General features: G+C 66.0%; 22 protein-coding genes. 14 read left to right on the top strand and 8 right to left on the bottom strand.

What is annotated here, in order from left to right; translation table 11 throughout:
- Positions 1 to 2: 2 nt before the first annotated feature.
- From ISM_RS09615 to ISM_RS09600, 4 genes are all read right to left on the bottom strand, one after another.
- Positions 3 to 1448, bottom strand: a complete 1446-nt coding sequence (locus tag ISM_RS09615; RefSeq protein WP_009813960.1) for an efflux RND transporter periplasmic adaptor subunit — start codon at positions 1446 to 1448, stop codon at positions 3 to 5.
- A 71-nt stretch (positions 1449 to 1519) separates the two neighbouring features.
- Positions 1520 to 2062: a molybdenum cofactor biosynthesis protein B gene (gene moaB, locus ISM_RS09610; RefSeq protein WP_009813959.1), complete on the bottom strand. Its 543-nt coding sequence runs from the start codon at positions 2060 to 2062 to the stop codon at positions 1520 to 1522.
- A 7-nt stretch (positions 2063 to 2069) separates the two neighbouring features.
- Complete coding sequence (locus ISM_RS09605; RefSeq protein WP_009813958.1) at positions 2070 to 2666, bottom strand: metallophosphoesterase family protein; 597 nt, start codon at positions 2664 to 2666, stop codon at positions 2070 to 2072.
- Positions 2663 to 3466 (bottom strand): uracil-DNA glycosylase, encoded by an 804-nt coding sequence (locus tag ISM_RS09600; protein ID WP_009813957.1) that lies wholly within the window; start codon positions 3464 to 3466, stop codon positions 2663 to 2665. The genes ISM_RS09605 and ISM_RS09600 overlap by 4 nt, the downstream gene beginning before the upstream one ends.
- 196 nt (positions 3467 to 3662) lie before the next feature.
- Here ISM_RS09600 and ISM_RS09595 point away from each other — a divergent pair, with 196 nt between their 5' ends.
- From ISM_RS09595 to ISM_RS09575, 5 genes are all read left to right on the top strand, one after another.
- Positions 3663 to 4613: an aspartate carbamoyltransferase catalytic subunit gene (locus ISM_RS09595; RefSeq protein WP_009813956.1), complete on the top strand. Its 951-nt coding sequence runs from the start codon at positions 3663 to 3665 to the stop codon at positions 4611 to 4613.
- Positions 4610 to 5152, top strand: a complete 543-nt coding sequence (locus ISM_RS09590; RefSeq protein WP_009813955.1) for a hypothetical protein — start codon at positions 4610 to 4612, stop codon at positions 5150 to 5152. Before ISM_RS09595 ends, ISM_RS09590 begins: the two co-directional genes overlap by 4 nt.
- A gap of 135 nt (positions 5153 to 5287) precedes the next feature.
- Complete coding sequence (gene pyrC, locus ISM_RS09585; protein WP_009813954.1) at positions 5288 to 6565, top strand: dihydroorotase; 1278 nt, start codon at positions 5288 to 5290, stop codon at positions 6563 to 6565.
- On the top strand, positions 6565 to 7170 hold the full coding sequence (plsY, locus tag ISM_RS09580; protein WP_009813953.1) for a glycerol-3-phosphate 1-O-acyltransferase PlsY: 606 nt from the start codon (positions 6565 to 6567) through the stop codon (positions 7168 to 7170). Before pyrC ends, plsY begins: the two co-directional genes overlap by 1 nt.
- On the top strand, positions 7167 to 7439 hold the full coding sequence (locus ISM_RS09575) for a hypothetical protein (protein WP_009813952.1): 273 nt from the start codon (positions 7167 to 7169) through the stop codon (positions 7437 to 7439). Before plsY ends, ISM_RS09575 begins: the two co-directional genes overlap by 4 nt.
- A 1-nt stretch (position 7440) precedes the next feature.
- Here the strand turns inward: ISM_RS09575 and ISM_RS09570 are convergent, their stop codons facing one another.
- The 3 genes from ISM_RS09570 to ISM_RS09560 form a co-directional block, all read right to left on the bottom strand.
- Entirely contained in the window at positions 7441 to 8220 is a 780-nt protein-coding gene (locus tag ISM_RS09570) for an inositol monophosphatase family protein (protein ID WP_009813951.1), read from the bottom strand.
- Positions 8207 to 9553, bottom strand: a complete 1347-nt coding sequence (locus ISM_RS09565; protein WP_009813950.1) for a TldD/PmbA family protein — start codon at positions 9551 to 9553, stop codon at positions 8207 to 8209. Before ISM_RS09565 ends, ISM_RS09570 begins: the two co-directional genes overlap by 14 nt.
- A 134-nt stretch (positions 9554 to 9687) precedes the next feature.
- A complete protein-coding gene (locus ISM_RS09560; protein ID WP_040617995.1) occupies positions 9688 to 11196 on the bottom strand; it encodes a DUF2125 domain-containing protein in 1509 nt (502 codons plus the stop codon).
- Between the two features lie 144 nt (positions 11197 to 11340).
- Between ISM_RS09560 and ISM_RS09555 the strand changes: the two genes are divergently transcribed.
- From ISM_RS09555 to ISM_RS09545, 3 genes are all read left to right on the top strand, one after another.
- Entirely contained in the window at positions 11341 to 12090 is a 750-nt protein-coding gene (locus ISM_RS09555) for an SDR family oxidoreductase (RefSeq protein WP_009813948.1), read from the top strand.
- Positions 12087 to 12704 carry an enoyl-CoA hydratase/isomerase family protein gene (locus ISM_RS09550; RefSeq protein ID WP_009813947.1) on the top strand — a complete coding sequence of 206 codons (618 nt, stop codon included), beginning with the start codon at positions 12087 to 12089 and terminating at the stop codon, positions 12702 to 12704. Before ISM_RS09555 ends, ISM_RS09550 begins: the two co-directional genes overlap by 4 nt.
- Positions 12705 to 12849: 145 nt before the next feature.
- The gene (locus ISM_RS09545) at positions 12850 to 13530 is read left to right on the top strand and encodes an SGNH/GDSL hydrolase family protein (protein WP_009813946.1); all 681 of its coding nucleotides are present in this window, start codon (positions 12850 to 12852) and stop codon (positions 13528 to 13530) included.
- Here ISM_RS09545 and ISM_RS09540 read toward each other — a convergent pair.
- Positions 13521 to 14477: a GlxA family transcriptional regulator gene (locus ISM_RS09540; RefSeq protein ID WP_254655675.1), complete on the bottom strand. Its 957-nt coding sequence runs from the start codon at positions 14475 to 14477 to the stop codon at positions 13521 to 13523. The two genes, ISM_RS09545 and ISM_RS09540, sit on opposite strands and share 10 nt — an antisense overlap.
- 93 nt (positions 14478 to 14570) lie before the next feature.
- Between ISM_RS09540 and ISM_RS09535 the strand changes: the two genes are divergently transcribed.
- The 6 genes from ISM_RS09535 (at position 14571) to ISM_RS09510 (ending at position 21922) form a co-directional block, all read left to right on the top strand.
- On the top strand, positions 14571 to 15821 hold the full coding sequence (locus ISM_RS09535; RefSeq protein ID WP_009813944.1) for a sarcosine oxidase subunit beta family protein: 1251 nt from the start codon (positions 14571 to 14573) through the stop codon (positions 15819 to 15821).
- A 13-nt stretch (positions 15822 to 15834) separates the two neighbouring features.
- Positions 15835 to 16122: a sarcosine oxidase subunit delta gene (locus ISM_RS09530; protein WP_009813943.1), complete on the top strand. Its 288-nt coding sequence runs from the start codon at positions 15835 to 15837 to the stop codon at positions 16120 to 16122.
- Entirely contained in the window at positions 16119 to 19064 is a 2946-nt protein-coding gene (locus ISM_RS09525) for a sarcosine oxidase subunit alpha family protein (RefSeq protein WP_009813942.1), read from the top strand. The genes ISM_RS09530 and ISM_RS09525 overlap by 4 nt, the downstream gene beginning before the upstream one ends.
- Positions 19057 to 19626: a sarcosine oxidase subunit gamma gene (locus tag ISM_RS09520; protein ID WP_009813941.1), complete on the top strand. Its 570-nt coding sequence runs from the start codon at positions 19057 to 19059 to the stop codon at positions 19624 to 19626. The genes ISM_RS09525 and ISM_RS09520 overlap by 8 nt, the downstream gene beginning before the upstream one ends.
- A 32-nt stretch (positions 19627 to 19658) precedes the next feature.
- Positions 19659 to 20984: an NAD(P)/FAD-dependent oxidoreductase gene (locus tag ISM_RS09515; protein ID WP_009813940.1), complete on the top strand. Its 1326-nt coding sequence runs from the start codon at positions 19659 to 19661 to the stop codon at positions 20982 to 20984.
- Between the two features lie 122 nt (positions 20985 to 21106).
- On the top strand, positions 21107 to 21922 hold the full coding sequence (locus tag ISM_RS09510) for a trypsin-like serine peptidase (RefSeq protein WP_009813939.1): 816 nt from the start codon (positions 21107 to 21109) through the stop codon (positions 21920 to 21922).
- Positions 21923 to 21924 lie beyond the last annotated feature (2 nt).

The following is a 21924-nucleotide window of genomic DNA, read 5'->3' as shown; positions in this document are numbered from 1 at the left end:
GCCTAGCCTCCGATCCGGGTTTCGAGCCGCTGGACAAGCCCCGCAGGCACCTGCTCGCGCTCCAATTGCTGCAAGAGCCGGTCGCGTTCCGAGCTCGGAATATTCGGCGCGCTTTGCACATAGGCGATGAGCCGCGCCCGCCGCGCATCGGTGAGCGGCACCTCCGCTGCCTGCGCCCCGTCACTGCCGAGCGCCCGCACCTTGATACCTTCGCCGAGCAGCGGCGAGCGTTCGGCCACCACCCGCAGACCCGAGAGCCTGTCAGAGGCCACCAGCACCTCGTCGCTCTGGCGGCGCAGCAAACGCACCGGCACCGCTTCGAGCCGGTCATCATCGCCCAGCACCAGCACCGCGCCATCGGCACCGAGCGCCGTGGCCGGCAGGCGGATCGCGTCGGATAGCGGCGGCTCGTTCACCGCGACGGTGACGAAATCGCCGGGTTTGAGCCCCTGCGCCGCTGCGAGCCGCGCAAAGACCAGCCGCCCGGTCTCGCCCTCGGCCACAGCCGCGCTCGCGCGCACAAGCCGCCCCTCGGCGGTGATATTGGCCCCATAGGCGTCCAGCGTCACCCGCACCGGCGCGTCGAGCAGCCGGTTGTCCGGCCCCAAGAGCCGCGAAAACTGTGGGGTCGAGACCCGGAAGGCCACTTCGAGCGTCTCGGCGTCGATCAGATCGGCCAGCCGTTCATTGGTCGACACGATGCCGCCCTCGACCACATCCACCCCGCTCAGCCGCCCGGCGAACTCGGCCCTGATCTCGGTCTCGGCAAGACGGCGCGCCGCCTCGTCGCGGGCCAATCTGGCACGGGTCAGGGCGTTGGCGGTCTGATCCATGCGGCCCTCGGCGCTGGCCACGGCCTGACGGGCGCTGAGCACCGCCTGACGCGCCTGTGCGGCGGCAAGGGCGGCGGTTTCCACCGTGGCCGCTGTGCCGACGCCGCGCGCCTCTAGATCCTGCTGACGGGTGAGCGCGGTCTGGCGCAGCTCGGCCTGTTCGCGCGCCGCCGCCTCTTCATCGCGGGCGAGCACGAGGCTGCGCTCCGCATCGCGCCGGTCGGCCTGCGCATCGGCGAGATCGCTCTCTGCCCCCGCCAGCGCCGCCTCGGCATCGGCGGGATCGATCCGCGCCAGAAACTGACCCTTGGTGACCTCGCCCCCCTCTACGAACTCTTCCGACAGAGCAATGAGTGTGCCCGCGACCTGCGCCCGGATTTCGAGCGTCCGACGGCTCTGCACCTGCCCAAAGGCGATGAGCACCGGCTGTTCCTCGCGTGCCACGGCCTCGACCACATGGACCGCAAACACCCGTTCGCGGCGCGGCTCGGCGCGCGGCTCGCTCGCCAATCGCTCCGACACGGCGCTCCAGACCATGTGCACGGCCAGCGCCAGAAACGCCAAGGTGATAGAGGCTAGGATCAAGCCGGTGAGGCTTTGACGCAGAAAACGCATTGCAAATGGCCTTGGATAGGACTGTCGGACAGAGCTTATACGGCCGAGGCCGCGGCTTCCGTCACAGTTTTTTATTTTCGGCGCAAATGTTCGTCGAGACGGGGCATGATTTCAACGAAATTGCAGGGCATATGCCTGTAATCGAGCTGTTTGACCAAAATTTCGTCCCAGGCATCCTTGCAGGCGCCGGGGCTGCCAGGCAGGGCAAAGAGATAGGTGCCGCCCGCCACGCCACCGGTGGCCCGGGACTGCACCGCCGAGGTGCCGATCTTTTGCATCGACACGATGGTGAACACCGTGCCGAACGCATCGATTTCCTTTTCATAGACGTCGCGATGCGCCTCGACCGTGACATCACGCCCGGTGAGCCCGGTGCCGCCGGTGCTGATCACCACGTCGATCTCCGGATCGGCGACCCAGACGCGCAGCTGCTCGGCGATCTCGTGGCGTTCGTCGCGCAGGATCTTGCGCGCGGCCAGCACATGCCCGGCCTCGCCGAGCCGAGCCGCCAGCACATCGCCCGACCGGTCGTCGCCCGCCTGGCGGGTGTCGCTCACGGTCAAAAGCGCGATGCGCACGGGGATGAAATCGCGGCTCTCGTCGATGCGGCTCATGCTCGGGTCACTCCAGTTCAAACCAATTGGGCACGGGGCCAAGATTGACCAGCTCGCTCGCGCCGATCCGCCCCCGCACGCCCCAGCTGTCATGGATATGACCGCAGAGCGCAAGCCGGGGCTGAATGCGGGCAATGGCCGCATGAATGGCGGTCGAGCCGACCGATTGCCGTTGCCCCGTCCGATCCGCCAGCCCCTTGGGCGGCGAATGCAGCAAGAGGATATCGGCCGCCGCGCAGGGCGCGAGCTGTGCCTCGGCCATGTCTTCGGTCATGTCGCAGGACCAGTCGCCGAAGGGCGTGACCGGCACGCCATAGCCCAGCCCGAAGATCCGCAGCCCGGCAATCTCACAGCCCGCGCCATGCAGCACCGTGACGCCGGGTCCGGCGGCTTGGCTCAATTCCTCGGCGCTCTCATGATTGCCGGGGACAAAGACCCGTGGCGCAGAAATCCCGTCGAGCAGCGCTAGCGCCTCGGCCAGACCGTTGCGATGATTGCAGAAATCCCCCGCCCCGAGCACAAGATCGGCCTCTTGCGCCGCCTCGACGAGCTCTGCGGCCCGCGACGGCGCGCCATGCAGATCGGAGAAGGCCAGGATTTTCATGTGAGGCCTTGGAGCCGTGCCTTGAGGCTCAAGAGATCGGCCCAGGCCTCGCGCTTGGCGCTCGGCATGCGCAACAGATAGGCCGGGTGAAAGATCGGCAGCGCCGGTTTGCCATAGGCCTCGGTCCAGTTGCCGCGCAGCCGCGTGATGCCGCGTTTTCCAAGCCCCGCCTGACAAGAAATATTGCCCACCAGCAGCAGCAGATCGGGATTGGCCAGCGCCACATGCCGCTCCATGAAGGGCACCATCATGGCGATTTCCTCGGGGCTTGGGTCGCGGTTCTGCGGCGGCCGCCATGGCATCACATTGGTGATATAGGCGCCCTGGCCGGGATCGTCGGATCCGCGGTCGAGCCCGATGGCCGCCAGCATCCGGTCGAGCATCTGCCCCGCCTGCCCGACGAAAGGCTTGCCCGCGCGGTCCTCGTCACGGCCCGGCGCCTCGCCGATGAGCATGACCCGCGCGCCGGGATGGCCGTCCGAGAACACCAGCTGCCGCGCTCCGCGCTTGAGTTCGCAATGCTCATAGCCCGCCATCGCCGCCTTGAGCCCTGCCAGATCCTGCGCCGCGAGGGCAGATTTGCGGGCCTCGGCCACGGGATCGGTCTTGGGGGCGGCGACGGGCGGCAGTTTCGCGGCCTCCGCCGGGCTCGGCGCGGCGGCAGGCGTCGCGGGTTTTGGCGCCCGCGGTTCAAGCGCGTAGCGATCCACCGGGCTATCCCCGATGGCCTCGTCCGCACCCAGTTCGACCTGCCATTCGAGCAGGGCGCGGGCGGTGTGAAAATCTAGCGCCGAATCCATGTGCCCAAGCTACCGCGCTTGCCCGTCACTTGAAAGCGCCTCCTGCGCGGGCGTGGTGCCTGTGGTCGCGGTTGCCCTATGGATATTTGCCCCCAGAAAGAGGCGCGGCGGCTCTTTGGGCTATGCCTTGCCGCAGGGGGCATCCGGGCCTATAACCCGGACAATTTTCCGCCCCTCAAGCCGCTCGGAGTGCGCCATGTCCTTTGATCACCGTCATCTCTTGGGGATCGAACCCCTGTCGCCTGCCGCGATCACGACGATCCTCGACCTGGCCGATCAATATGTCGATCTCAACCGGCGCGACATGAAACATTCCGACGCGCTGGCCGGGCTCACCCAGATCAACATGTTCTTTGAGAACTCGACCCGCACCCAGGCCAGTTTCGAGCTGGCGGGCAAGCGGCTTGGTGCGGATGTGATGAACATGGCGATGCAGGCCAGTTCGATCAAGAAAGGCGAGACGCTCATCGATACGGCGCTCACCCTCAATGCGATGCATCCCGATCTTCTGGTGGTGCGGCATCCGCATTCCGGGGCGGTGGATCTGCTGGCGCAGAAGGTGAATTGCGCGGTGCTTAACGCGGGCGACGGGCGGCATGAGCATCCGACGCAGGCGCTTCTCGATGCGCTGACGATCCGGCGCGCCAAGGGCCGGCTGCATCGTCTGTCGATCGCCATTTGCGGCGACATCGCCCATAGCCGGGTGGCACGGTCGAACATCCTGCTACTGGGCAAGATGGAGAACCGCGTGCGTCTCATCGGGCCGCCGACGCTCATGCCGTCGGGGATCGGCGAATTTGGCGTCGAAGTGTTCGACGACATGAAAGAGGGGCTCAAAGATGTGGATGTGGTGATGATGCTGCGTCTGCAACGCGAGCGGATGGATGGCGGGTTCATCCCGTCGGAGCGCGAATATTACCACCGCTACGGGCTTGATGCCGAAAAGCTCAGCCACGCCAAGGAGGATGCGATCATCATGCATCCGGGGCCGATGAACCGGGGCGTGGAAATCGATGGGGAACTTGCCGACGACATCAACCGTTCCGTTATTCAGGAGCAGGTCGAGATGGGCGTGGCCGTACGCATGGCCGCGATGGACCTGCTGGCCCGCAACCTGCGCGCCCGCCCCAAGGAGGTGATGGTATGAGCGACACGATCCAGATCCCGGCCGAGGAACATGGCGTCATCCGTCTGTTTCGGGTGCAATTGCCGCCCGAGGAGATCGCCGAATTTGCCGGGTTGGCGGGCGAGGGCCCGGCGCTCGCAGCCGCACTTGGGGTCGACAGGCTCGATCCCGAATATGTCGAAGTCTTTCCGGTGAGCGATCTCACCGGGCTGGGGCTCGTGGGTTATCTCACCGAAGGGCTGGGCGTGGCGCCCGAGGATCTGGCGCAGGACCGTGCGATGATCGACGCGGTCGATGGCCATGTTCTGGTGCTGAGTTCGGGCGCTTTCGAGGGCCGGGCCGAGACGCTGCGCCCGCGCGCGCCGCTGCGCTGGGTCGGGACCTGGCGCGAAGCGGGCCAAGCGGTCGAGTTCACGCCCCTGCCCGCCGGTGGCGCACAGGGCGCGGTGCACACCGCCCCGGTCAAGACACCCTCAAACAACGCCATTCTGGGCCGGGTCGCCATGGTGGCGCTTTTGGTGCTCTTTGCGCTGACGGCGCTGATGGTCTGGATCGCCTGACGGATCAATCACCTGATGCGGCAGGTGCAGCGCGACGCCCAAACCTCCGATGCGGGTTAGGCGCAAAGGCGTCTGGCTCTTGGCGCGAAAACGTTGCATTACGGCCCGCGAGCCATTCAGCAAGGGGATGCCCGCATGACCACGACCCTTTTGACCAATGCCCGCCTGATCAATCCGGACAGCGCCGAGGAGGCGCAAGGCTGGCTCTTGATCGATCAGGGGCGTATCGCGGCCACGGGGCAAGACGCGCCGCCCAAGGCTGACAGAACGGTCGATTGTCGTGGCAAATGCCTCGCGCCGGGGATTGTCGACATCGGCGTCAAGGTCTGCGAGCCGGGCGAGCGGCACAAGGAGAGCTATCGCTCTGCCGGGCGGGCGGCAGCGGCGGGCGGGGTCACCACCATGGTCACCCGTCCCGACACGCTGCCTGCAATCGACAACCCCGAAACGCTCGAATTTGTGGCGCGCCGCGCCAATGAGGCCGCGCCGGTCAACGTGCTGCCGATGGCGGCGCTGACCAAGGGGCGTGAGGGCCGCGAGATGACCGAGATCGGGTTTCTCATGGATGCGGGCGCGGTGGCCTTCACCGATTGCGATCATGTGATCACCTCGAGCAAGGTATTTTCCCGCGCGCTCACCTATGCCCGCGCCTGTGGCGCGCTGGTCATCGCGCATCCGCAAGAGCCGGGCCTGTCGCAAGGGGCTGCCGCGAGTTCGGGCAAGTTCGCCTCGCTGCGCGGCCTTCCGGCGGTGACGCCGATGGCGGAACGGATGGGGCTCGACCGCGATATCGCGCTGCTCGAGATGACCGGCGCGCGCTATCACGCGGATCAGATCACCACCGCCCGCGCCCTGCCCGCGCTGGCCCGGGCCAAGCGCAACAGGCTCGACATCACGGCGGGCACGTCGATCCATCACCTGACGTTGAACGAGCTCGACATCGCCGACTATCGCACCTTCTTCAAGGTCAAGCCGCCGCTGCGTTCGGAAGAGGACCGGCAGGCGGTGATCGAAGCGCTGCGCGACGGGCTCATCGACATCATCTCGTCGATGCACACCCCGCAGGATGAGGAAAGCAAACGGCTGCCTTTCGAGGAGGCCGCGAGCGGCGCGGTCGGGCTCGAGACGCTCTTGCCTGCCGCGCTCCGGCTCTACCATTCCGGCGATCTGACGCTGGCCGAACTTTTCCGGGCGATGTCGCTCAACCCGGCCAAGCGGCTCGGGCTGGCCAGCGGACGGCTGACCGAAGGCGCGCCGGCCGATCTGGTGCTCTTCGACCCGGACGCGCCCTTTGTTCTCGACCGCTGGAAGCTCAACTCCAAATCCAAGAACACGCCCTTTGACGGCGCGCGCATGCAGGGTAAGGTTCTCGCGACCTATGTGGCTGGCACCCCTGTATTCGAGGCCTCCTGATGCCCCCCATCGACACCGCTCCGCTCATGCTGCTGCTCTGGGCCATGCTCGGCTATTTGCTGGGCTCGATCCCCTTTGGCATCGTCATCACCCGCGCCATGGGGCTCGGCAATCTGCGCGAAATCGGCTCTGGCAATATCGGCACGACCAATGTGCTGCGCACCGGCTCAAAGGGGGCGGCGCTTGCAACGCTGGTGCTCGACGGGGCCAAGGGCGCGGTGGCGGCGCTTTTGGCGCGGGCCATGGCGGGCGAAGACGCGGCCCAGATCGCGGGGCTGATGGCCTTTGCCGGGCATTGCTTCCCTGTCTGGCTCGGCTTTCGTGGCGGCAAAGGCGTGGCGACATTTCTCGGCCTCTTGCTGGCGCTGGCCTGGCCCGTCGGGATCGCGGCCTGCGCCACATGGCTGGTGACAGCACTTATCGCGCGCATCTCGTCACTCTCGGCACTGATGGCGGCGGCGCTCGCCCCGGTCTGGATCATGGTCCTCGGTCATGGCGAGATGCTCATCCTCAGCCTGATCCTCGGCGGCATCATCTTCTGGCGGCACAAGGACAATATCGCGCGGCTACGCGCCGGGACCGAGCCCAAGATCGGCAAGAAATGATCGAAGCCTTCCTTGCCGCGTTCGACGCGCTGCCGGAGGGAAGCTTTACCGGCACGGCCGATGGGCGGCGCTATGTGGTGACGCGCAGCGGGTTTTCCGGCGACAAGGTACAGAAACTGGTGGCCGAAGAGCTGGGCGGCACGGATTACATTTCGCTCAACCTCTACCGGCTGGCGAGCGGCGCGCGGCTCAAACCCTGCGAGATGCCCGCGCAGAAGGTGGTCGATTTCGTGCTCGCCCTGCGACCTGATCCCGAAGTGCGCCGCTGAGTTAGGCCAGCGCTTTGGTGAGTGCGGCATGCAGCGCCGCGTTGCCCGCCACCACACCATCGACCTGTGGCAGACGGTTGTTGTACCGCAGATCACGCCCCGTCCGGTCGCCCGTCACCGCCCCCGCCTCGCGCAGGATGAGATCGCCGGCGGCGATATCCCATTCCCACGTGGGGCGCAGGGTCAGCATCGCGTCGAACTGCCCCTCCGCCACGAGGCACAGCCGATAGGCGAGCGACGGGCGATAGGCGCGCTTTACCTCGGGCGCCTGACCCTTCTTCCAATGTTTGTCTGCGAAATTCGGCTTGGCCGAAAGCACCGTCGCTTTTGACAGATCCTTGGTCCGTGCCACCTTTATCGCTGCCCCGTTGAGCGTCGCGCCACCGCCCCGCTCTGCGGCATAGAGCTTGTCCATCATCGGCAGGTAGACGACCCCCGCCACCACTTCGCCCCGCTCGACCACCGCCAGCGAATGCGCCCAGGCCTTTTCGCCCGCGATGAAACTGCGGGTGCCGTCGATGGGATCGACGATGAACACCCGCTCATCTGCGAGACGCGACGCGCCATCCTCGCTCTCTTCCGAGAGCCAGCCATAGTCGGGCCGGGCGCGGCGCAGCTCGGCGCTGAGCATCCCGTTCACCGCCAGATCGGCATCGGTCACCGGACCCGCCGCATCGGGCTTGTCCCAGCTTTCGGCCGTGCCCGCCTCAAAGAACCGCCGCGCAATGGCGCCGGCCTCGCGCGCCGCCTCGCTCAGCAGGTCGAGATCACGCCCCGGCAAGGGTCAGCCCCTCCACCAGAAGCGACGGCACCACATGCGACAGATGCGTGCGCGCGTCATTGGCCGGGGTCATGCGGCGCAGAAACTCGGGCAGGCTGCCCGCAATCGTGCCCTCGTTGATGGCATGAGAAATCTCGCCATTCTCGACCCAGAAGCCCGATACGCCGCGCGAATAATCGCCCGTGTTGGGGTTGATGGTCGAACCGATCATCGAGGTCACCAAGAGCCCTGTGCCCATGTCCCGAAGCAATTCGTCGCGGCTCTTCGTGCCTTGCGTCAGGGCGATGTTCCAGCTGCCGGGGCTCGGCGGGCTGCCGACGCCGCGCTTGGCATTGGCGGTGGGCTCCAACCCGAGCTTGCGGGCATTGGCCAGATCGAGAATCCAGCCCGTGAGCACGCCGTTTTCCACCAAGGACCGCCGCCGCGTCGGCAGGCCTTCGGCATCAAAGGGGCGCGAGCCCATGACCCGGGGCCGATGCGGATCTTCGACGATATCCATCCCCTCGGGCAGCACCTGCTCGCCCAGACGGTCGCGCAGCCAGGACGCGCCGCGCGCCACCGAGGCCCCATTGGCCGCGCCCAGCAGATGCCCGATGAGCGACCGCGCCACGCGCTCGTCAAAGAGCACCGGATAGGCCCCGGTCGGCGGTTTGCGCGCGCCAAGCCGCTCGACCGCCCGTTCGCCCGCGAGGCGGCCGATCTCTTCGGGGCTGCGCAGATCGGCGTGATAGACCCGGCCATCGCCGTCGTGATCGCGCTCCATCCCCGCGCCCTGCCCGGCAATCGCCACGCAAGACAGCCCATGATCGGTGAGCGTATAGCCCCCCGCAAAGCCGGCGCTGGTGGCCAGCGCAATCTGCCGCCGGTCATAGACCGCACTTGCCGATTGCACCTGGGTCACACCGGCCACCGCCTGTGCCGCGGCCTCCGCCGCCCGTGCCGCCTCTTGCAGCGCGGCGGGCTCGGGCTCGGGCGCGTCCTCGCAGAGGTCGAGCGCCGCGATGTCCCAATCCTTGGCAAGCAAATCGTCGGAGGCCAGCCCGATATAGGGGTCTTCGGGGGCTTCGCGGGCCATGGCAACGGCCCGCTCTGCCAGCGCCGTGATTGTCGAGGCTGAAATATCCGAGGCCGACACGCTCGCCTGCCGCTGCCCCACCAACACCCGCAACCCGATGTCGACGCCTTCGGCCCGCTCGGCCTGTTCCAGTTGTCCGGCCCGCACATCGATGGCCAGCGACTGACCGGCGATGGCCATGGCATCCGCCGCATCCGCACCGGCCCGCCGGGCCGCGTCCAACAAGTGTTCGGTCAATAGATCGGGGGTCACGCTCATCTCGGGCCTTTCCAGATTGCTCACCACGGAGGTAGCCCCTCGCCCCCAAAGGAGCAAGGGCCGCCGGGATCGGGCGGCCCTTCCGGGGTCATCGTCAGGTCATTCAGACGCCGAAGGCGCGCTGACTTGGCCTGTCACTTGATGCGCTGGCCATTCGCCAGAACCTGGCCGTTCTCGGTGAATTCGATACGCGATTTCAGGTCATCCGGCCCGCTCACCGGCACGGTGAACATGCCCATCATGAGACGCGCGCCAAGCGCCTGCTCCTGCGGGATGAGCCCGATCTCGACAAGGCTGTCGAGCAGCGCATTGCCGCCCTTGAGCGTCAGCTCGACATCGCCCACCGGTTTCGGCATGCCGTCATAGCTGCTCAGGTCGCTGTTATCGATCTCAACCGCGCCCCGCCCGGTCAGCTCGGTCCCGGCAAGGCTCAGCCGGAACTCGTTCAGGCTTACCGAGTTGAATTCGCCGGGCACATCGTCGCTGGCGATATTCTCTTCGCTGAGAAGGTCGGTCAGCACCGTCATCGTGCCGCTCAGATCAATCGCGAGCGTGGCCGGATCGCGCGGCAGCTTGGCCGCCGGATCAAACAGGCCCCAGATGAAATCCGACATGGTGAAATCGCCCAGCAGCAGGCCCAGATCAAACTTCTGCGGCGCGTCCTGCTTGCTCAGCGGCATGCCGAGGTTGAACCCCGCCTTCGCCGCATCAAAGGCCACCGGGAACGGCAGGTCGCCACCGACGATCTCCATCGCGAGACTGTCGAACCGGCCTTCATAGCCAAGTCGCTCGCCATTCATCCGCATCGCCAGAGTACCGCCCTGGCTGCTCGATTTGCCCTGCACGGTCTCGCCGTCCTCGGTGACGGTGAAATTGCTCCGGCCGGCCCCAAAGCCAAAATCGCCCGAGACGGCAAAACCGCCTTTTAACAGGGCAGGCATATCCGACCAATCCGGCGATTGCGGCACGTCCGAGCGGCTGTTGAACGTCATCGAGGCGCTTTCGCCGTCCCAGACGAATCGCTCGCTCTTCTCGGCGCTTTTGAAATCCGCCGCATAGCGCACGGCACCGGTGGTCATCTCTTGCGTCATGCGGTGCAGATCACCGGTTTCCGAGCGCGACTGCCCGACAACATCGGCCACCGTCACGCTGGCCGTGGCGATCTCGAGCGCGTCTTCCGCGCCGGTCAACTCGGTCAATGCCAGACCAACGGAGCTGGCTTTGTAATCATAGACCATCTTTTCCGGCGCGCCCGAGACGATCATCTCATAGCCTTCGGTGGTATAGTCGAGCTTGGCCTCGCCGCTGCCATCCTCGCCGGTGAACGTGACGAGAATGGGCATCCGGTCGGGAATATCGACACTGACCGTGCCGCCCGCCATGCCCACCAACGTGATATCACCAAGCGCGATGGTGACGCCGCCCTCGGTCTCGCCTTCGGGCAGTTCGACCTGCAATTCGATATCGCTGAGCACCAATCGGTCGCCCCGGTCGGTCTCTGTCGCGCTCACCCGATAGCCATAGGCTTCCATATAGGTGGTCCAATCGGCCCAGACGTCCCGCGGGCTCACCTCGGCCCAGCTTGCCTGACCCGACAGGGCCAAAATCATCGCCCCTCCACCAATAACCTTCTGAAAACTCATGACCTAATCCTTTCGTTCACCAATTCGCGGCGCCAAATCCAGTTTGGGCGCGGCCATCCCTCGCGTCTGGAACCAGGCGGTTCCTGCTGGACCTTCGATGCCTGCACACGATACCAATTTGCAAACACAATATGGGGGCAATCCATGACAGTTGAAGGAAAAACGGTTCTGATCACCGGCGCAAGCCGTGGGATCGGGGCCGCAGCCGCGCGGATTTTCGCCGCCCAAGGGGCCAATGTCGCCCTCTTGGCGCGCAGCACCGATCAGCTCGCCGAGCTTTCGCAGGAAATCGGCGACGCAGCGCTGGCCCTGCCCTGCGACGTGGCGGATTACGCCGATTACGAGGCGGCCATTCAAAAGGTCGTGGCGCATTTTGGCGGGCTCGATGTGCTCATCGGCAATGCCGGGGTGATCGACCCGATCGCGCCCCTGGCCGAGAGCGACCCGGCGGGCTGGGGTCGTGCCATCGATATCAATCTCAAGGGGATCTACCACGGGATGCGCGCCGCCATGCCGGTGATGCTCAACTCCGGCGGTGGCACGATCATCACGATCTCCTCGGGTGCGGCCCATCGCGCGCTCGAAGGTTGGAGCCATTATTGCGCCTCCAAGGCCGGGGCCGCGATGCTCACCGAGGCGGCGCATCTCGAAACCGCAGGTCAGGGCCTGCGCATCCTGGCGCTCTCGCCCGGCACGGTGGCCACCGATATGCAGGTGGCGATCAAGGCCAGCGGTCTCAACCCGGTGAGCACACTCGACTGGTCGGATCACGTGCCGCCCGACTGGCCCGCCCGCGCGCTTCTATGGATGTGCGGCCCAGAGGCGGATGCCTGGCTGGGACAAGAAATTTCACTGCGCGATCCCGACATTCGCAAAACCGTGGGGCTGACATGATCACACTCGACAAAACGGGCGGCATCTGGACCGCCACCATCGACCGGCAGGACAAGGCCAATTCGCTCACCGAGGCGATGCTCTCGGAGCTGGCCGATATCGCCGAGGCCGCCGCCGCGCCAGACGCGGCCCGCGTTCTGATCCTGACCGGTGCCGGCAAGGTGTTCAGCGCCGGGGCCGATCTCGAGGCCGCCCGCGCCGGGCTTGCCACGAGCGCGGTCTGGGAACGGCTCTCCGCTGCGCTCGCCGCGTTGCCCTGCCTGACCATCGCCGCGCTCAATGGCACGGTGGCGGGCGGCGCCATGGGCATGGTGCTCGCCTGCGACATCCGCATCGCGGCCGAAGGGGCCAAGTTCTTTTACCCGGTGATGAAGCTCGGCTTTCTGCCCCAGCCGTCTGACCCGGCCCGGCTCGCCGCGCTGGTCGGCCCCGCGCGGGCCAAGATGATCCTGATGGCCGGGCAAAAGATCGACACCGCCACCGCCTATGACTGGGGTCTGGTCGACCGGATCGTGACACCGGGCACACAGATCGACATAGCGCATGAGCTGGCCCAGGACACGCTCTCGGCCAGCCACGCCCATGCTGCCGCGATCAAGGGGCTGGTCCGCTAGGACCGCCCCATCTTGGCTATGCTACATTTTTTAGCAGACAAACCCCTCCAGATCGAGCAAAAAGGCCGTGTATTGTGATCAGTTCCTGTTGTTCGCGCCAGCCAGCCGCCGCTAGCCCGCAATTTTCCCCGTAAAACAGAGACTGATGCGCTTTTTCCTTATTCTGATCACTTGTCTGGGCCTCGCCGCCTGTACCGAAGCCGTCCCGAGCGCGGGCAAATCCCGCATTCTGGTGATGGGCGACAGTATGCTTGCCACCCATCAGATGTCGGGGCGCTCGATCGGTCACGTCCTTGAACGGCAATTGGGCGAAACCGTCACCGACCGGTCGGTCTATGGGGCGCGCTATATCTACAACCTGCCGATTTCCGGCAGCCTCGGCGTCAAGATCGCCAGCCAGTACCGCCCCGGGCCCTGGGACTGGGTGGTGCTCAACGGTGGTGGCAATGACCTGTGGTTCGGCTGTGGGTGCGGGCGCTGCGGACCTCGGCTCAGCCGCCTGATCACCCCCGATGGCGAACGCGGCCATATCCCCGATCTCGTGCGCAAACTGCGCCAGAGCGGCGCGCGGGTGATCTATCTCGGCTATCTGCGCAGCCCCGGGCGCGGCTCGCCCATCGAGCATTGCAAGAATGAAGCCGACGCGCTCGAAGGCCGCGTGTCGCTGATGGCCAGCCGCGACCCGGGCGTGACCTTTGTCTCGATTGCCGATCTCGTGCCCCATGGCGATGCGAGCTTTCACGCCCCCGACATGATCCACCCCTCGGTCAAGGGCGCAGCGGCCATCGCAGGCCGCGCCGCACGGGTCATCGCCGATCAGCGATAGGCCGAGGGCGGCTCGCCAAAGCTCTGGGCATAGGCGCGGGAGAAATGCGCCGAATTGGCAAACCCGGTGGCCAGCGCCACCTGCGTCAGGCTGAGCGGCGTGTTGCGCAAAAGTGCCTGCGCCGTGCGCAGCCGCAGGTCGCGGTAATAGACCATCGTGCTCTGGCCGAGCTTGTCACGAAACAGCCGGTTGAGCTGACGCGGCGACACGCCCGCGATCCCCGCCAGATCGGCAAGCGTCACCGGATCGGCCACATGGCTTTCCATCATCTCCACCGCGTCGAGAATGGCGGGCACCCGGCTGCCGACCCGTTCCACCAGCCCGGCGCGCTGCGGCCCGGCCGAGGGGCGCACTTCGGTATGCATGAACCAGTCGCTGACCATCCGGGCGAATTGCGCGCCATGATGGCTCGCGATCAGCGCATGCATGAGATCCATCGGCGCCGTGCCCCCAGCACAGGTCACCCGGTCGCGGTCGATCACATAGAGCGAACGTTCGATCATCAGATGCGGCGACATCTCGGCCAGCGCCTCGGCATGTTCCCAATGAACCGTCATCCGCCGCCCCTCCATGAGCCCCGCCTTGGCGAGGATCACCGGCCCGCCCGACACGCCGCCCATCTTGGTGCCCTTGCGGGCCATGCGCGACAGCCATGACAGAACCCGTCTGTCGTCGAAGCTCACCGGGTCACCGCCGGCGATGACAAAGAGATATTCGAGGTCGAGATCCTCGCCCACCTGCGCCTGACAGGTGACCTGCGCCGCCCCGGAACTCTGCGCCGCCTCGCCCAAGGTGACCGCGATATTGACCACATCATAGAGTGGCGCGCGCGCCTGCAGGTTCGCGGCGCGCAGCATCTCGGCCGTGGCGGCATAGGAGAGGATGGCAAACCCCGGCAGCGGCAGAATGCCGATCCGTAGTGCGGGCCGGGAAGGAAGGGCGGACATGTCCATATCGGACAAATAATCGACCATATTGGAAAAGTCCATTCCGGGATTTTCCACGATGCTAGGCGCGATCAAACACAGGGGCACCGCATCATGCGCTATTCTGCACTCCGGATTCTCCGCGAAGGGCTGACCGGCAACAAAGGCTGGAAACCGGTCTGGCGCGAGCCCGATCCCAAACCCGATTATGACGTGATCATCATCGGCGGCGGCGGTCACGGGCTCGCCACGGCCTATTACCTCGCCAAGGAATTTGGCGTGCGCAATGTGGCGGTGCTGGAAAAGGGCTGGATTGGCTCGGGCAATGTCGGGCGCAACACGACGATCATCCGCTCGAACTACATGCTGCCCGGCAACGAGCATTTCTATGAAATGTCGCTCAAGCTCTGGGAAGGTCTCGAGCAGGATTTCAACTATAACGCCATGGTGTCGCAGCGCTCGATCCTGAACCTGTTTCACTCGGACGCACAGCGCGACGCCTTTGTGCGGCGCGGCAACGCGATGTTCCTCGCCGGGGCCGATGCCGAGCTCGCCGACGAGGCCCAGCTGCGCCGCGAACTGCCCTTCCTCGATTTCGACAATGCCCGCTTTCCGATCAAGGGCGGTCTCTATCAGCGGCGCGGCGGCACCGTGCGCCATGACGCGGTTGCCTGGGGCTATGCCCGTGGCGCCGACAGCCGTGGCGTCGACATCATCCAGAATTGCGAAGTCACCGGCATCGACGTCGAAAACGGCGTGGTGCGCGGCGTGCAGACCTCGCGCGGGCCGATCCGCGCCCGCAAGGTGGCGATGTGCGTCGCCGGCTCGTCGGGGCGGGTGGCGGCCCTGGCCGGGATGCGCCTGCCGATCGAATCCCACGTGCTGCAGGCCTTTGTCAGCGAAGGTCTCAAACCCGTGCTGCCCGGCGTCATCACCTTTGGCGCGGGCCATTTCTATGTGAGCCAGTCCGACAAGGGCGGGCTGGTCTTCGGTGGCGACATCGACGGCTATAATACTTATGCCCAGCGCGGCAACCTGCCGGTGGTCGAAGACGTGGCCGAAGGCGGCATGGCGATCATGCCGATCATCGGACGCGCCCGCCTCCTGCGCAGCTGGGGCGGCGTCATGGACATGTCGATGGACGGCTCGCCCTTCATCGACAAGACCCATATCGACGGTCTCTATTTCAACGGCGGTTGGTGCTACGGCGGGTTCAAGGCGACGCCCGCCTCGGGCTATTGCTACGCGCATCTTCTCGCCCGCGACGTGCCGCACCCGGTGGCCACCGAGATGCGGCTCGACCGGTTCAAACGCGGCCACCTGATCGACGAAAAAGGTCAGGGCAATCAGCCCAACCTGCATTGAGGAGCGCCAGCAGATGATCATCAATCACCCTTTGCTCGGCCCCCGCGACGCGGCGGAATTCGTCTATCTCGGCGATGCGAGCCTCATCGACCGCCCCGATTGGCAAGACCCGGACGCGGCTGAGAAATTCTATGAATACGGCTATTTGCGCGACAATCCTGCGGGCCAGCATCAGGAGCTCTGGTATCACGAACAGGGCGATCGGTCTTGGCTCGTGGTGACCCGCGACACGCTGAGCCATGAAATTACCAAGGTGGAACTGGCCCGCGACGTGGCCAAGGCACGGGGACGCGACAAATGAGCCAGATCAACCGGATCGACGGCGGCCAGATCGACCGCTCCAAACTGCTGAGCTTCACCTTCAACGGGCGTGAAATGCACGGCCACCCGGGCGACACGCTCGCCTCCGCGCTGCTGGCCAATGGCCAGATCCTCGTCGGGCGCTCGTTCAAATACCACCGTCCGCGCGGCATCCTGACCGCCGGTTCGGAAGAGCCCAACGCGCTGGTACAGCTGCGCAGCGGTGCCCGGCAAGAGCCCAACACCCGCGCCACGGTGACCGAGCTGTTCGATGGCCTGACCGCCACCAGTCAGAACCACCGCGGCCCGCTCGAATTCGATCTGATGGCGGTGACGGATTTCGCCTCGCCGTTCCTTTCGGCAGGCTTCTATTACAAGACATTCATGTGGCCCCGCGCCTTCTGGGAAAAGCTCTACGAGCCCGCGATCCGCTCGTCCGCCGGTCTTGGGCGGCTCTCGATGCAGGACGACCCGGATCACTATGACAAGGGCTTCCTGCATTGCGATCTTCTGGTCATCGGGGCCGGGCCTTCGGGGCTGGCAGCAGCGCTGACGGCGGCACGCTCGGGCGCACGGGTCATCCTCGCGGATGAGGATTTCACCCCCGGCGGGCGGCTCAATTCGGAAACCCTGTCGGTCGACAACATGGCCGGGGCCGATTGGGCGCGCATGGCGGTGGCAGAGCTTGCCAGCCTGCCCAATGTGCGGCTGATGACCCGCACCACGGTCTATGGGGCCTATGATCACGGCACCTATGGCGCGCTCGAACGCTGCACCGATCACCTCGCCGACAGTGGCGGCAAGCCACGTCAGGTACTGTGGCGGATCTATTCCAAACGCGCCGTGCTGGCGGCCGGGGCCACCGAGCGCCCCATCGCCTTTGGCAATAACGACCGCCCCGGCGTGATGATGGCAAGCGCCGTGCGGACCTATGTGAACCGTTTCGGCGTGGCACCGGGCAAGCAGGTGGCGGTGTTCACCAACAATGACGACGGCTGGCGCACCGCCGCCGATCTCGCCGCCCGTGGGGTGAGCGTCGTGGCGATCATCGACAGCCGCGACAAGCCCGCCGTCTGCGACGTGCCCGGCGCCCGCCATATCCGCGGCGCGGCGGTCAAGGACACGGTCGGGCGCAAGGCGCTCAAATCCGTCACCCTCACCGACGGACAGGTGATCCCCACCGATTGCCTCGCGGTCTCGGGCGGCTGGAACCCCAACGTCCACCTGACCTGCCACCAGCGCGGCCGCCCGAACTGGCGCGACGATCTGCAGGCCTTCGTGCCGGGCGACAGCCTGCCCGTCGGCATGCAGGTGGCCGGGGCCGCCAATGGCGCGATGACGCTGGGCGCGGCTCTGGCCGAAGGCCATGCACAAGCCGCCCGTCAGCTCGACGCGCTCGGCCTCACCGCCAAGGGCAGCGCCCCGCAGGCCGAGGACGAGCCGCGCGACTGCGCCGGGTTCTGGCATGTGAAGGAGAGCGCCAAGCGTGCCTGGGTCGATCTACAGAACGACGTGACCGTCAAGGACATCAAACAGGCCAACCGCGAAGGCTTCCGCTCGGTCGAACTGCTCAAGCGCTATACCACCATGGGCATGGCCACCGATCAGGGCAAAACCTCGAATATCGCCGGGCTCGCCATCCTCGCCGAGGACGCGGGCAAGCCGATCCCCGAGGTCGGCACCACGATCTTCCGCCCGCCCTATACGCCGATCCCGATCGGGGCGCTGGCCGGGCGCGCACGGGGCAAGGATTTCCGCCCCTATCGCCTCACCCCCTCGCATAAATGGGCGTCCGAGAATGGCGCGACCTTTGTCGAGGTCGGCAATTGGCTCCGCGCCCAATGGTATGCCCGTCCCGGCGAACAGGGCTGGCGCGATTCGGTGGACCGCGAGGCGCTGCAGACCCGGCAATCGGTCGGCATCTGCGACGTGACCACGCTGGGCAAGATCGACATTCAGGGCCGCGACGCCGCTGAATTCCTCAACCGCGTCTATTCCAACGCCTTCCTGAAGCTGCCGGTGGGCAAGGTCCGCTACGGTCTCATGCTGCGCGAAGACGGCATCGCCTATGACGATGGCACCACCGCCCGGATGAGCGAGAACCACTATGTGATGACCACCACCACCGCCAATGCGGTGCTGGTCTTCCGGCGGCTCGAATTTGCCCGGCAATGCCTCTGGCCCGGTCTCGACGTGCACCTGATCTCGACCACCGATGGCTGGGCACAGTTCGCCGTGGCCGGTCCCAACGCCCGCAACCTGCTGCGCAAGGTGGTGGATGAGGCGCATGACCTCTCGAACGAGGGCTTCCCCTTCATGGCCTGTGGCGAAGTCACGGTCTGTGGCGGCATGCCCGCGCGGCTCTTCCGCATCTCCTTCTCGGGCGAATTGGCCTATGAGGTGGCGGTGCCGGCGCGTTACGGCAATTCGATGATGGATGTGCTGATGGAGGCCGGGCGCGAATTTGACGCTGTGCCCTATGGCACCGAGGCGCTGGGCGTGATGCGGATCGAAAAGGGCCACGCCGCAGGCAATGAGCTCAACGGTCAGACCACCGCGCTCAACCTCGGGCTCGGCGGCATGGTCAGCCAGAAAAAGGACTGCATCGGCCAAACCCTGTCGAAACGCCCCGAGATGAACCGCGACGACGCGATCCGGCTGGTGGGCTTCCGCCCGGTGGACCGCAGCAAGAAGCTCATCGCAGGCTCGCATTTCATCACCAAGGGCGACGAGGCGATCATGGACAATGATCAGGGCTGGATGAGCTCGGTCGCCTATTCGCCAAGCCTCGGCCATTCCATCGGCCTCGGCTTTATCAAACGCGGCCATGAGCGGATGGGCGAAATCGTCCGCGCCATGAGCCCCGTCCATGACACCGAGATGGAGGTCGAGATCGTCTCGGCCCATTTCATCGACCCCGAAGGAGACCGGCTCCGTGGCTGATTATTCGCTCATCTCCACCCCGCCTCTGGCCGGGACCGACCTGCGCTTTGGCACGTGCCGGATCACCGCGCCCGCCGATCTGGCCCTTGTGTCGCTCGCCCTGCCGCTCGGCGGCGAAGACGCGGCGCAAAAGGCCATCGCCAAGGCCTTTGGCACCGCCCTGCCCGACATCGGCCAGAGCGCCGCGGCCAGCGATGGGAGCACCACGCTCCTGCGGCTGGGTATTGATCAGGGCTTTGTGATGTTCACCCATGCCACGCCCGATGCCGAACGCGTTGTCGCGGCCAAGCTCGGCGGCGCGGCCTATACCACGGATCAGACCGATGTCTGGTGCGCCCTCGATGTGACCGGCCCCGATTGCCGCCGCGCGCTGGAGCGGATCTGCCCCATCGACCTGCATCCCGATGCCTTCACAATAGGCAGTCTGGCGCGCACCACGATGGAACATCTCGGCGTGATCGTAATTCGCACCGATACGGACAGTTTCCGCTTGCTCTCGGCAAGCTCCTCGGCACAGTCATTCCTGCACGCGGTCGAGACGTCCTTTGCCAACGTGATGTGACGCAAGACCGCCCGGACTGAAGGGCAAGGTAAATGGTAAGCTGGACAGGCGAGGCGCCGCAGGGATTTCCCTATTGGTGGGAGGCGTTCAAGAACACGCCCGACCCCGAGGATGCCGCGCCCCCCGCCAAGGTCGATCTGCTAATCATCGGCGCCGGGTTCACCGGGCTTTCGGCGGCGATCGCCGCCCATGATACAGGCGCCCGCGTCGCGGTGGTCGATGCGGGCAATCCCGGCTGTGGCGCCTCGACCCGCAACGGCGGCATGTTCGGCGCGCACCCACGGCTCAGCCATCCGAAACTCACCGCGCTCTTTGGCGAAGAGACGGCCGATGCGCTCTTTGCCGAGGCCGGCCCGGCCTTTGCCTTTGTCCGTGACCTGATGCAGCGCGAAGAGATCGACTGCGATTATCAGGCGACCGGGCGTATTCAGCTCGCCTGGACCCCCGCCCATGCCGAGAGCCAGAAAACCCTCGCCGCAAGCGTCCGCAGCAAGAGCGACGTGCGCATTGAGACCGTCGATGAAACCGCCATGCGGCGCGAGATCGGCACCGAGCGCTATTATGGCGGGCTGCTCTTTCCCGATCATGGCGCGATCCATCCGGCCAAGTTTCACCGGGGCCTCTGGACCGCCGCCCTGTCGCGCGGCATCCCGGTGAGCGCCAACGCCCCGGTCACCGCGCTCGACCGCGACGGCGCGGGCTTTGTCGCCACCACCCCGCGCGGCACCATCCGCGCCGCCAAGGTCGTGCTCGCCACCAATGGCTATACCACCCGGCCCTTCCGCTGGCACATGGCGCGGGTGTTCCCGCTACCGTCCTTTCTCATCGCCACCGAAGAGCTGTCGGAAAACCTCTTGGGTCAGCTCGCACCGGGGCGGCGCATGATGGTCGAAACCCGCGCCCGCCACAGCTATTTCCGGCTCTCGCCCGATGGCAAGCGCATCCTCTTTGGGGGCCGCGCCGCGATGCGGGACATCCCGCTCGACCGCGCCGCACGCCGCCAACAGGCCACCATGGCCGAGATCTGGCCCGAGCTCGCCGATGTCCGGCTGAGCCATGTCTGGACCGGCTACACCGGCTATTCCTTCACCCATATGCCCCATGTCGGCGAAGAGGACGGGCTGCATTACGCGCTGGGCTTTTCCGGCTCTGGCACGGTCATGGCGCCCTATCTCGGGGCCAAGGCGGCCTATCGGGCGCTGGGCGACGCGCGCGGCAAAACCGCCTATGCCGCCACGCCGCTGCGCCGTCACGCGCTCCATGTCATGGAAAAGCCGCATTTCCTCAAGGCGGCGGATCTGTGGTATCGCACCTGGGTGGATGGCTGGGACAATCTGCAGGCGCGGCGCGGGCGGTGAGCGCGGATTTTGGGTATTTTGACCCAGAAAGAGCGCAGGCCCCGCGCCTGATTTTCAGAGTCTCGCCAAATTTCTGACAAATTACCTTGATAGCCGGGATTTCTGTCACTTGAGGAAATTCCATGCGTCTCGCCATTCTGGCTCTTCTGGGCCTGTGTCTGATCGGTGTCTCTGGGTCTGCGCAGGCGCAAGCCACGGCGCTCAAACGTCTTGAGACCGGCGACGACAGCCGGGGCTGGGAGGCCGTGGGCCGGCTCGATCTCGACGGGCGCGGGTTTTGCACCGGGGCGCTCATCGCCCCCGATCTGGTCCTGACCGCAGCGCATTGCCTCTATGACAAGGAAAGCGGCGCGCGCATTGATCCCGCCCGGATCGAGTTTCTCGCCGGATGGCGCAATGGCCGGGCGCAGGCCTATCGCTGGGTGCGCCGCGCCGTGCTGCATCCCGACTACCGCTTTGACGAGAAAACCACCGCGCTGCGCGTGCGCCATGATCTCGCCCTGCTGGAGCTGCACCACCCGATCCGCAACACCCGCGTGATCCCCTTCACCACCGACCATCAGCCCCGCGCCGGCCAGCGCATCGGCGTCGTCTCCTACGCGCGGGGGCGCGAAGATGCGCCTTCCCTGCAGGAGGTCTGCGAAGTCATCGCGCGCCAACATGGCGTGCTGGTGATGTCCTGTGACGTGGATTTCGGGGCCTCCGGCGCGCCGATCTTTAGCTTTGACGACGGCGGCCTGCCCCGTGTCGTTTCGGTGGTTTCCGCCAAGGCCCAGGTCGACGGCCAGAAGGTCTCGCTCGGCACCGATCTCGAAACCCCGCTGGGCCTCTTGCGGGTGATGCTCGATCAGGGCGAGGGGCTCTTGCCGAGCAGCAGCCCGATGATCTCACCGGTGACCAGCAAGCGGTCGACCTCGGCCAAATTCGCCAAGCCATGAGG

The organism is Roseovarius nubinhibens ISM, from assembly GCF_000152625.1.
GTDB lineage: Bacteria > Pseudomonadota > Alphaproteobacteria > Rhodobacterales > Rhodobacteraceae > Roseovarius > Roseovarius nubinhibens.
Note: the sequence above shows the minus strand (reverse complement) of the source record. Positions and strands in the feature narration are given on the sequence as shown.

What these genes read in the sequence shown, in the direction of transcription:
- ISM_RS09615 (WP_009813960.1), bottom strand. Translation starts at nt 1,448, where the DNA reads ATGCGTTTTCTGCGTCAAAGCCTCACCGGCTTGATCCTAGCCTCTATC.
- moaB (WP_009813959.1), bottom strand. Translation starts at nt 2,062, where the DNA reads ATGAGCCGCATCGACGAGAGCCGCGATTTCATCCCCGTGCGCATCGCG.
- ISM_RS09605 (WP_009813958.1), bottom strand. Translation starts at nt 2,666, where the DNA reads ATGAAAATCCTGGCCTTCTCCGATCTGCATGGCGCGCCGTCGCGGGCC.
- ISM_RS09600 (WP_009813957.1), bottom strand. Translation starts at nt 3,466, where the DNA reads ATGGATTCGGCGCTAGATTTTCACACCGCCCGCGCCCTGCTCGAATGG.
- ISM_RS09595 (WP_009813956.1), top strand. Translation starts at nt 3,663, where the DNA reads ATGTCCTTTGATCACCGTCATCTCTTGGGGATCGAACCCCTGTCGCCT.
- ISM_RS09590 (WP_009813955.1), top strand. Translation starts at nt 4,610, where the DNA reads ATGAGCGACACGATCCAGATCCCGGCCGAGGAACATGGCGTCATCCGT.
- pyrC (WP_009813954.1), top strand. Translation starts at nt 5,288, where the DNA reads ATGACCACGACCCTTTTGACCAATGCCCGCCTGATCAATCCGGACAGC.
- plsY (WP_009813953.1), top strand. Translation starts at nt 6,565, where the DNA reads ATGCCCCCCATCGACACCGCTCCGCTCATGCTGCTGCTCTGGGCCATG.
- ISM_RS09575 (WP_009813952.1), top strand. Translation starts at nt 7,167, where the DNA reads ATGATCGAAGCCTTCCTTGCCGCGTTCGACGCGCTGCCGGAGGGAAGC.
- ISM_RS09565 (WP_009813950.1), bottom strand. Translation starts at nt 9,553, where the DNA reads ATGAGCGTGACCCCCGATCTATTGACCGAACACTTGTTGGACGCGGCC.
- ISM_RS09560 (WP_040617995.1), bottom strand. Translation starts at nt 11,196, where the DNA reads ATGAGTTTTCAGAAGGTTATTGGTGGAGGGGCGATGATTTTGGCCCTG.
- ISM_RS09555 (WP_009813948.1), top strand. Translation starts at nt 11,341, where the DNA reads ATGACAGTTGAAGGAAAAACGGTTCTGATCACCGGCGCAAGCCGTGGG.
- ISM_RS09550 (WP_009813947.1), top strand. Translation starts at nt 12,087, where the DNA reads ATGATCACACTCGACAAAACGGGCGGCATCTGGACCGCCACCATCGAC.
- ISM_RS09545 (WP_009813946.1), top strand. Translation starts at nt 12,850, where the DNA reads ATGCGCTTTTTCCTTATTCTGATCACTTGTCTGGGCCTCGCCGCCTGT.
- ISM_RS09540 (WP_254655675.1), bottom strand. Translation starts at nt 14,477, where the DNA reads ATGTCCGCCCTTCCTTCCCGGCCCGCACTACGGATCGGCATTCTGCCG.
- ISM_RS09535 (WP_009813944.1), top strand. Translation starts at nt 14,571, where the DNA reads ATGCGCTATTCTGCACTCCGGATTCTCCGCGAAGGGCTGACCGGCAAC.
- ISM_RS09530 (WP_009813943.1), top strand. Translation starts at nt 15,835, where the DNA reads ATGATCATCAATCACCCTTTGCTCGGCCCCCGCGACGCGGCGGAATTC.
- ISM_RS09525 (WP_009813942.1), top strand. Translation starts at nt 16,119, where the DNA reads ATGAGCCAGATCAACCGGATCGACGGCGGCCAGATCGACCGCTCCAAA.
- ISM_RS09515 (WP_009813940.1), top strand. Translation starts at nt 19,659, where the DNA reads ATGGTAAGCTGGACAGGCGAGGCGCCGCAGGGATTTCCCTATTGGTGG.
- ISM_RS09510 (WP_009813939.1), top strand. Translation starts at nt 21,107, where the DNA reads ATGCGTCTCGCCATTCTGGCTCTTCTGGGCCTGTGTCTGATCGGTGTC.